Annotated in this window: 9 protein-coding genes, 1 pseudogene and 1 riboswitch; of the genes and pseudogenes, 8 read left to right on the top strand and 2 right to left on the bottom strand. The window is 38.2% G+C overall.

Annotation, left to right across the window (positions count from 1 at the left end; all coding sequences use genetic code 11):
* Positions 1–255: 255 nt before the first annotated feature.
* Positions 256–1161, bottom strand: coding sequence for a nuclease-related domain-containing protein (locus tag V7150_RS22450; RefSeq protein ID WP_335522651.1), 906 nt, complete (start codon positions 1159–1161; stop codon positions 256–258).
* A gap of 240 nt (positions 1162–1401) precedes the next feature.
* Between V7150_RS22450 and V7150_RS22445 the strand changes: the two genes are divergently transcribed.
* The 4 genes from V7150_RS22445 to V7150_RS22430 all read left to right on the top strand — a co-directional run bounded on the left by V7150_RS22445 (position 1402) and on the right by V7150_RS22430 (position 4052).
* Positions 1402–2232: an aminoglycoside adenylyltransferase domain-containing protein gene (locus V7150_RS22445; RefSeq protein WP_335522649.1), complete on the top strand. Its 831-nt coding sequence runs from the start codon at positions 1402–1404 to the stop codon at positions 2230–2232.
* 441 nt (positions 2233–2673) lie between these two features.
* Complete coding sequence (locus tag V7150_RS22440; RefSeq protein ID WP_335522653.1) at positions 2674–3003, top strand: PadR family transcriptional regulator; 330 nt, start codon at positions 2674–2676, stop codon at positions 3001–3003.
* Positions 3000–3398, top strand: coding sequence for a permease prefix domain 1-containing protein (locus V7150_RS22435; protein WP_335522647.1), 399 nt, complete (start codon positions 3000–3002; stop codon positions 3396–3398). The genes V7150_RS22440 and V7150_RS22435 overlap by 4 nt, the downstream gene beginning before the upstream one ends.
* Positions 3399–3413: 15 nt before the next feature.
* Entirely contained in the window at positions 3414–4052 is a 639-nt protein-coding gene (locus tag V7150_RS22430) for a hypothetical protein (RefSeq protein WP_335522645.1), read from the top strand.
* Positions 4053–4453: 401 nt separating this feature from the next.
* Here V7150_RS22430 and V7150_RS22425 read toward each other — a convergent pair whose 3' ends face one another.
* Positions 4454–6280 (bottom strand): APC family permease, encoded by a 1827-nt coding sequence (locus V7150_RS22425; RefSeq protein ID WP_335522643.1) that lies wholly within the window; start codon positions 6278–6280, stop codon positions 4454–4456.
* Positions 6281–6433: 153 nt separating this feature from the next.
* Positions 6434–6578, bottom strand: a riboswitch (cyclic di-AMP (ydaO/yuaA leader).
* 161 nt (positions 6579–6739) lie between these two features.
* On the opposite strand from V7150_RS22425, the gene V7150_RS22420 reads away from it, so the two are divergent.
* From V7150_RS22420 to V7150_RS22405, 4 genes and pseudogenes are all read left to right on the top strand, one after another.
* Positions 6740–6880: a bacitracin ABC transporter ATP-binding protein gene (locus V7150_RS22420; RefSeq protein WP_335522641.1), complete on the top strand. Its 141-nt coding sequence runs from the start codon at positions 6740–6742 to the stop codon at positions 6878–6880.
* 263 nt (positions 6881–7143) lie between these two features.
* Positions 7144–8007 (top strand): annotated as a pseudogene (locus tag V7150_RS22415) (ABC transporter ATP-binding protein).
* Complete coding sequence (locus tag V7150_RS22410) at positions 8004–8807, top strand: ABC transporter permease (RefSeq protein WP_335522639.1); 804 nt, start codon at positions 8004–8006, stop codon at positions 8805–8807. The pseudogene V7150_RS22415 and the gene V7150_RS22410 overlap by 4 nt, the downstream one beginning before the upstream one ends.
* A 5-nt stretch (positions 8808–8812) precedes the next feature.
* Entirely contained in the window at positions 8813–9595 is a 783-nt protein-coding gene (locus tag V7150_RS22405; protein WP_335522637.1) for an ABC transporter permease, read from the top strand.
* Positions 9596–9971: the final 376 nt, after the last annotated feature.

Raw genomic sequence — 9971 nt, 5'->3', positions numbered from 1 at the left:
AAAGACAAAACCGCCCAGGTAAGAGGAGAAAATGTCTTTAATAAGTGCTCTTAAAGACAAAACTGCCTAGGTAAGAGAAGAAAATGTCTTTAAAAAGCCCCATTAAAGACAAAACTACCCAGGTAAGTAGTAGTAATGTCTTTAATAAGTGCTATTGAGGACAAAACTCAATAAGAGAATAGAAAACTTTGTCCTCTATAAAAAATTCTTTAGAAAAAAAGTCAACAAAATACAATTTTTATAATGTAAAAATCCTCACTCATAATAAGCCCACTGACCGACCCCTACAATTTTAAAGTTCTTCTCTAAAATTCTGCTTATTCTCTTCCTGGACTCCACCACTCGACACCAATCAAAAATATCATTCGTAGTAATTTTTCGACCAGGAAAAAGAAGCTGGTATTCCTTCACACTTCGCAAAACGGCAGATGTAACCAACTCTTCGTGCCCACAATCACCACACACACATTTCTTTCCGCTGACAGAGATCGAAAACGAGTTGCATGCAGCACAAGTAATCCCGTTTCGCAGCTGCTCATAATCATAAGCAGGAAAGGTTGTATAAGGAGATTCTCCTATATGAAGGGAAATTAATTTGTCAGCCAGCATTTTGTGCTTTCCATTTAGTCTTGATGGTGCCGTATCTAATTTTTTTAAATAACTATTTACCTGTGTTGGGAAAATAATCGGCTTGTTCAGGGGTGCTTGGTAAAGAGTGAACTCGGGATTGATAAAAACGACCTGAGCCTCAATGGGGAATTTATACCCAAGTTTCTGGAGTAACTGGCGGAGCAGGGATTCGCTTCGATTCAATTGGTGCAGTGGATTAGTATACTCAGTTTTGGGTTTTTTGTATAATCTCTCTGACTCGTAAAAATAATCTCCTTCATAATTTTTCACTTCGTAAAAATAAATCGTTTCTGAAACGATAATCAGCGAGTCGATTTGGAAAGTAGTGTTGTTTACCTTAAGTAGCAAATCGTTTAAGATTAAGCATTCACATGAAAGCTTTTCGGTCAAGGAATCAAACATTATCTCACCTTCATAGCCCTTTTTAAGGCTGAAATAGTGATGCTTGTCTTTTTCAGACAAGGTCATTCTGGTGTTTAAGAATCTCAAAATGATTAATTCGGTGGATTCAGTACGAGGTTTATACGACATATGCCACTTCCTTTCTTAATTTTCAAAACTTCAAGTTCATCTTATTAAAAAATACGGTCGAGGTTGTCCTAAAGGAATGAATATTTTGTTAACTTTTTTATGAATCTGTATCAGGCTCCAAAAATTCTGGGTTCAGTCCCCGTTGCATAATAGAACCCATTTTAAAAATTGGTTACTTTTGACATATTTTTAGTTAAGATTAATTTATGTGAAAATAAGTTATGGGCAGGTGCAGACCGTATGGATACAAAAATCCCAATGCCAATTCAAAATATTCTTCGTCATTATATTGCTGTTTTTCATGAGCGGATCCCCAATACTCTTGAGGGACTTTATATACACGGATCAATTGCTCTGGATGCCTATATTCATGAATCTAGCGATATTGATTTCGTTGCGATCATTAACCGTCAATTGAGCGAAGCAGAGGTAAAAGCTTTGTCCAAACTCCATCAAGAACTAGCTGCGAAGTACAAAAAGACTGGTATGGACGGATGCTATCTTTTGTGGGAAGACATGGGAAAAGCAGATCTCCACAAACGTTTATATACAAACGATGGCAAGGTGGAGTGGAGTGAACAGGTTACGAATCCAATTACGTGGTGGATTCTAAAAAACAAGGGAATTACCATCTTTGGCCAAGAGATACCTTCCTTCGATTTTGAGATTGATGATCGTATTCTGGTTGACTATTGTTTAAGCAATATGAATACTTATTGGTTAAATAGGATGAAAAAAAATGAAAAGTATAAAAAAATGGTATTTCTACTGCCTAACAAAATAATAGATTGGGAAATACAATGGTCAGTTTCAGGGATGTTGCGACAATTCTATACAATCAAAGAACATAAAGTCATTTCAAAAGTTGGGGCCTGCGAATATGCAATAAACCATATGCCAAAAAGATGGCATGGACTCATAAATGAAGCGATCAGTGTTCGAAAAGGGTTAAATGTCCATTACTGTGATTCTAAGAAACAACGTATCAGTGACACTCTAGAATTTATGCATTACATAATTGATAATTGTAATGCAAATGCTCCTCGAAAATCTGAAAGAAAAGATAAATGATTGGGAAGCCAATAGCTCAGCCAATATAGAATTTGTAAAATGTGTTATGGAGAAATAAAAATCGTAAATTACAATTGCACTCGCTGCTGATTCGATCGATTTACAAAAGAGTCAGCCCAGCAATAACGCTTAATAACAGCAGAAATGACAGATGTTAAAGGCCAATTAGCTTCAATTTAGAAAAAACTAAATGAAGTGAAATATTGATCAAACACCCCTAATATTTAGAGGTGTTTTTTTGTGAAAAGAAAAGGGATGGGTGCCTGTCTATTCAATGCGGTGCTTCATACCAGTTTTTCAATGAATATCCCCGATTTTTACTCACTGAAATACCCAAACAGCAACAAAAAACTTTTTTACATATTACTTTGACAGATAGAGTAATTTCAAGTAAAATTACTCTATCAGGTAGAATAGTGAATGAAACAAGGAAGTGAAAACATGATTAGAAGCGATATTATTCGTGGTCATTTGGATTCGATTATCTTACGCTTGATTTTTGAACAAGACAGGTATGGCTATGAAATATCGAAGGAAATTAGCTTACGTACAGACAATCGATTCCAGATAAAAGAGGCAACACTTTATGCTGTATTTCAGCGACTTGAGAAAAAGGAATTAATTGAGTCGTACATGGGAAGTGTTTCTCAAGGTGGGAAAAGGAAGTATTACAGGATCACCACGCTCGGAAAGGCATATTTAAAAGAAATGATTGATGAATGGATAGAAACCAAGGAAGTAATCGATTTATTTATGGAGGGATTAAAGTGAAAAAGTTAAAAAATCATGTGGACGATCTATTTAAAGATGTACCGGAAAGTGAACAAAAGAAGGCCCTTAAGCAGGAAGTTTTGGAAAACCTTGAAGAAAAAGTGTTGGATTTAATGGAACAAGGTAAGGAAGAGGAGGATGCGATTAATAAAGCAATCGTAGATTTTGGGGATATTGAAGATTTAAAAAAGGAGCTGGGTGTAAAGCAGCCAGCGAAAAAAAACATGACGAAATTAAATTTAGGGTTCTCCATCTGGGGCAGTCTGCTTATAATTGCTCTGTTTATTTTTATTAATTTTTCATATTCACCACATACAATTTGGTTTGTGTATCCAACATTTGCGGTATTATGGTGGCCATTAACGATGTATTTTACTTGGTTACGTTCAAAGTAAGGGGGAGGGAGACCAATGAAAAAATTTGATGTAGGTTTTGCGGTAGCCGGAAGTGTAATGAGTATTGTCTTTTTAATGCTAGTCAATTTTTTAACCAGTCCCGATTATCCTTGGTTTATTTATCCTTCCTTTGTGCTTTTGTTATGGCCAATCGGGTTGTACAGTGTGAAGAATGGGAAACACAAACAACTTTCCCTTACTTATAGTGCACTTATTATAGCATTTTTGACTGTTGAAAATTATATTAATTCACCGCAGTACCCATGGTCTATATATGCTATATATCCAATTTTCTGGTGGCCAATCCTTGTTCATTTAGAAAAGCGTGCACGAACAATGACCGTTGCACTGGCAGGAAGTATAAGCATCATTTTATACTATTCCATTCTTAATGTTCTTTTATCACCAGCATATCCCTGGGTGATCTATCCAGCGTTTGTAGTATTGTGGTGGCCGCTTGCCATTTTTCATACAAAGAAAAAGACATTTTTTGAATTCTCCATCCATGCGAGCCTGCTCATCAGTGTCTTCTTTATCTGCGTGAATGTGATATCCACACCAGATACTATCTGGGCGGTTTACCCGATTTTTTGTGTACTATGGTGGCCGCTTAGTATGTATTATTTCGTATTTAAAAGAAAATTAACAAAGTGATTTTTAAGAATGAAAGGTGCTGTGAGGAATTAGAGGAAAAAAGATCATCCGGAAAAGCGGCAATATAAGCATTAAATCAGCAGCACCATGTCTCACGCTGATTTTTCCAGGTAAATCATCGCTTCTGAGCTGGAATGGCAGGCTGTGGGGCAGCTTAGCCGGTTAACCATTATCAGACGGAAGAGAAGGTCATGCGAACTTCTTTGATAAAGACCTGGAAAAGCTAGAGAAAGAATTGAACGATCAAATCGATTTAACTTTGTTAAAAACAATGACTCATTATTATAAAAAAAGCTAATGTAACACTTTATAAAAATGTTACGTTAGCTTTTTTTAAATTCAATTACAAATAAAATCTTTTTACGGACCCAGCCTACAGACTTTCTGATAACCATTTGATGTTACTTTTTCAAATGATAAGGGACCGTCGTGATGATGACATTTCTCCGATATAGGAGGAATGCACGTATCAGTAAGCTTGATTGGTTATGGAGAATATTGTGCCAGCCTTTCTTTGGAATAAATTGTGGGATGATCACTGTGACTTGGTAATTTGATTCACTCGCTTTATGTTCAACCGTATCGACAAATTTGGTTAATGGTTGAATGATACTTCGATAATGAGAGTGAAGTGTTACAAGCCGCACATCGGGCTGCCATTTCTTCCATTTCTCTTCAAACTTTTTTTCATCCTCTCTTTCAAAGGAGACGTAAACAGCAATAATCTGGTCAGGTGAAAGAGATTTAGCATAATTGATTGAGTTTTCTACCACGTGCGTTATACCAGCAACAGGTACAACGATTACATTCCCTTCAATTGGGACAGCAGGCTCACAAGTGGTGATCCGTAGTTGGTCGCCTACTGCATCATAATGCGTCCTTATTCTATGGAAGACAAAAATGATAATTGGTAAGAAAATTAACACAGGCCAAACCTGAGTAAATTTGGTTAAAAAGAATACGATGGTAACAGTAAAACTAATCAATGCCCCTGTTGTGTTAATAACTAGCTTTACTATCCATCCGCTAGGTTTTTCACGAAGCCATTTCAACATCATTCCTGTTTGCGACAGCGTAAAAGGAATGAACACTCCAACTGCATAAAGCGGGATTAGATGTTCTGTTTTTCCTTTAAAAGCCAAAATCAAAATGATTGAGGAAACTCCAAGGATGATAATTCCATTGGAGTATCCTAATCGGTCACCTCTAATGGTAAACATTCTTGGGATAAATTTATCCTTTGCTAAATTCACAGCCAGTAATGGGAAAGCCGAATACCCTGTATTGGCAGCAAGGACTAAAATCAACGCCGTTGTCCCTTGGATAAAGTAATACATTAGATTCCGTCCAAAGGTGTCCTCCGCAATTTGTGAGACGACCGTCACCTTAGCACTAGGAGCAATCCCATAATAATAGGCTAAAAATACGATGCCAGAAAAAAGTAAAGCAAGCAAAGTCCCCATGGCCATTAACGTTTTGGCCGCGTTTTTCGGAGCTGGGTCTTTAAAGTTTGGAATGGCATTGGATATGGCCTCGACACCTGTAAGTGCCGAGCTGCCAGATGCAAAGGCCTTTAAGAGAAGAAAGAGACTGATTCCTGCTACAGGTGTACCAAGAGGAGCATGCAAATCAGGTGAAACCTTACCCGTTAAGACATTGAATAGCCCGACTCCAATTAATATAAATAAGGCAAACACAAATAAATAAACAGGGTAGGCTAAAATCGAGGCAGACTCCGTTAACCCTCTTAAGTTCAAGATTGTAATAAGCAGGACGAAAAAAATCGCAATAGCTACATTATATGCATGTAAGGCTGGAAAAGCAGATGTAATGGCATCGGTGCCAGCAGAGACACTCACTGCGACCGTTAAAATATAGTCAACTAATAATGATCCTCCTGCTACTAGTCCTGGATTAATCCCTAAATTTTCCTTTGAAACCACATACGCTCCTCCACCATGTGGATAGGCAAAGATAATCTGGCGATAGGATAGAATTAATGCAGCTAGTAGGATTAAGACTCCGATAGCAATTGGAATGGAGTACCAAAAGGCTACGGAACCCAATGTAACAAGGACAATCAATATTTGTTCCGGACCATAGGCAACGGAAGATAATGCATCCGAAGAAAGGATCGCTAATGCTTTTGTTTTAGAAAGTTTTTGTTCCCCTAAAGCCGTTGATTTTAAAGGACGGCCAATTAATAGTCTCTTTATAGAAGTAATCAAAGCTGTTCACCGCCGAATAGTTATAAAAATATTGTTCTCTTTTTATCTAAAAAAACCCCGAAAATAAGGGATTTTCTAAAAAAAATAAAAAAGTCTACAAGTCATTAATGAATAGACCTGCAGACATTATTTTTTATGTCGCACAAGCTCCACCTTCCTTCTCATATAACGCTTACGAGGTTAGCTGTCGGATTCGGGCCATTGAGTAGCCCTACCTAGAAGGATTCACCCCTTGGGATATTAAAATCAGCCCATAAAAAGGTTCCCCCGTACCATAAGGATTCAGCGATTTTAGAAATTTGAAACCGTTTTTTATCATACTCCCGTGTGTAGATAAAGTAAATAAAAATTTTTAAGAAAAAATCAATTTTTTTACGATTGAAACAATGTAAATCCATGAATGTAATCTGGAGATCAGCCAATAATAATGGTATTTCATATCAGGATAGGATGGATACTATGTCTAGCAATAAGAACCTCTTATTAACAGATGAATTTTTAGATGAATTGGCAAAAGAGATTTCTCAACTATATGGCGGTCCCTCACATGAACAAAATGATGTGCCGCAAGATCTGAAGAATAGCGATATTGATAATTAATTCAAAGAGAATGGGAAATGTTTTTTGACTTTCTATTGAAATACCAACAGTGGTATATTTTAAAAAATATTTTGAAAATTCTTGACGCAAGTGAGGTTGAATGCTATTATTTTCCTCTGTGACTTAAAAAAGGCAGGGGGGAAATCGAATTGATACACTTAGAGGGAATTACTAAATCCTACAAGATTGCCAAGCGTTCAACCGGGCTGCGGCAGGCAGCTAAGGCTCTTTTTTTTCGGGAACATACGATTGTTGATGCATTAATGAACATCTCTTTTTCTATTAATCAAGGAGAGATTGTTGGCTATATCGGCCCGAATGGGGCAGGAAAATCGACGACGATTAAGATTATGAGCGGAATCTTGGTGCCTGACACCGGGAAGTGTACGATTATGGGGTTTACACCTTGGAAAGAAAGAGCCCAGTATGTAAAAAATATCGGAGTTGTTTTCGGGCAGCGCTCCCAGCTATGGTGGGATGTCCCGGTGATGGATTCTTTTGAACTGCTAAAAGACATTTATAAGGTTCCGCAATAAGAATATAAATCTACGATCGACCTACTCATCGAAACGCTAGAACTGCAAGAAATCGTGAATACACCCGTCCGTCAATTAAGTTTAGGTCAGCGGATGCGCTGCGAGATTGCAGCTTCGCTCATTCACAATCCCCAAATACTATTTTTAGATGAACCGACCATCGGACTGGATGCGGTTTCGAAAATCGCCGTCCGCCAGTTTATCAAAACGATTAATAAGGAAAAGGGAGTCACCGTCATCCTTACGACCCACGATATGAATGATATTGAGGCACTGGCCGAGCGTGTTATTTTGATAGGGAAAGGAAGCGTATTATACGGCGGTTATTTAGAAGAATTACGGCAGCGGTTTGGCACACATAAAACCATCACAGCGGATTACGGAAAAAATACAAACCCCATCCAAATCCCCGGGGCCGCTACACTATCGTGGACACCGGAGCGCGTAGTGCTAAGCATCGATACAGATCAGTTAAAAACCTCTGATGTCATCACCCAATTATCGAACCAAGTAGAGCTGATGGATGTCGCGATTGAGGCACTGCCGATAGAGGATATTATCGTTCAGCTTTACAAGGAGTATCAAATATGAAGGTGTATATATCGGTTTTAAAACTGCGGCTTAGCATGGGGATGCAGTATCGGGCGGCAGCACTTGCCGGGGTGGCGACGCAATTTTTCTGGGGATTTATCAGTATTATGGTATTTGAAGCATTCTATAAACAAGCTTCCCATACACCGCCGATATCCTTAAAAGAATTAATTCAATACATATGGCTCCAGCAGGCATTTCTTGTCTTTGTCATGATGTGGTTTCGCGATAATGAACTATTTGATCTCATTACAAGCGGGAATATTGCTTATGAGCTTTGCCGGCCGAGCGGACTTTACGGATTTTGGTATGCCAAGCTCCTCGCCCAGCGGCTGTCAAGTGTGTTTTTACGCTGTTTCCCCATATTAATCGTTGCCTTTCTTTTGCCTAAACCATACAACTTAGAACCCCCGACTAGTATAACCACATTTTTATTGTTTTTAAGCGCACAGCTATTGGGCTTGCTGCTGTTAGTCGCAATATCCATGTTCTTATATATATCCGTCTTCATCACATTGTCGCCTATGGGGTCACTCCTGGTATTTGGAGTCCTTAGTGAATTTTTTGCCGGATTAGTTATTCCTGTTCCATTGATGCCAGTATGGCTGCAAAAAATTGCTTATTTACTCCCATTTCGCTGGACGGCGGATTTCCCGTTTCGGGTCTATTCGGGGCATATCCCAGAGGACGATGCGGTCATTGGTATTCTCATTCAGCTAGCTTATCTCACTGTTCTTGTTTTGCTAGGAAGGACGGCTCTTAACGGTGCACTAAAAAAAGTTGTGGTCCAAGGAGGTTGACATGGTTGAGCCTATATTTTAAATATCTGCTAATCCACTTTAAATCACAAATGCAATACCGCACCTCATTTTGGCTGCTTTCTATTGGTCAATTTTTTATTCCTTTTTCCATTTTTGCTGGTCTTTACTTTTTGTTTGAGCGGTTTGGGCAAATAAAGGGCTGGCAATTTTTTGAGGTGGCGCTTTGCTTCGCGGTCATCCATATGGCCTTCAGCTTGAGCGAATGTTTTGCCCGCGGATTTGATACTTTTTCTAGTTTAATTGTTAAGGGAGATTTTGATCGGCTGCTTGTCCGGCCGCGCAGTACCTTTATCCAGGTCCTCGGCTCAAAGTTTGAGTTTACGAGATTTGGCAGACTGCTCCAGAGTATCATTGTTTTAATATGGGCCTTAAGCAATCTTCCCATTGAGTGGAGTGTACCTAAAGCTATTACCCTTGCGCTGATGATCACAAGCGGTGTGTTTATTTTTACAGGTATCTATATGCTTGCTGCCACTATGTGTTTTTGGACTGTGCAGGGACTCGAGGTAGCGAATATTTTTACTGACGGCGGCAGGGAGATGGCACAATACCCATTAAATATTTATCAAAAATGGGTCGCCCGCTTTTTCACCTTTGTCATTCCTTTTGGAACAGTAAATTACTTGCCGCTGCAGTATATTCTCGGAAAAGCAGGCGGAAGTGACCTAGTTCATATGTTGACTCCTGTAATGGGAAGCCTATTTATCCTGCCTTGCTTTCTCATCTGGCAATTGGGTGTCAGGCACTATCGTTCAACAGGTTCATAAAAGTTTGGATGGTGGGTAGAAAAGATCTGTTTTTTCCATCACAATAAAGTAGGTAAGGATTTAACGAAAAAGGATGTCTCAAGAGTAAGGGTCATACCCTTTCGAGACATCCTTTTATAGTAATCGATTTAAACCCATTACATTTAATCAAACGATTGATTAGTATATCGTAATTTTGACTGTGATTAAATCAAACGATTAATTAATATAATACATTTTTGATTGAATTTTAACCAAACGTTTGATTAGTATACTATATTAATGATTGATATTTAATTTAGCCCAATGGTTGGGAGTTTCTATTTATCTTTACTTTTTAATCAAACGATTAATTAGTATATCACATAAATATTTCGTATTTAATCAAACGTTTGAT

The sequence above is a fragment of the Neobacillus drentensis genome (assembly GCF_036965245.1).
In the GTDB taxonomy this organism is placed as follows: Bacteria; Bacillota; Bacilli; order Bacillales; family Cytobacillaceae; genus Neobacillus; species Neobacillus drentensis_G.
Note: the sequence above shows the minus strand (reverse complement) of the source record. Positions and strands in the feature narration are given on the sequence as shown.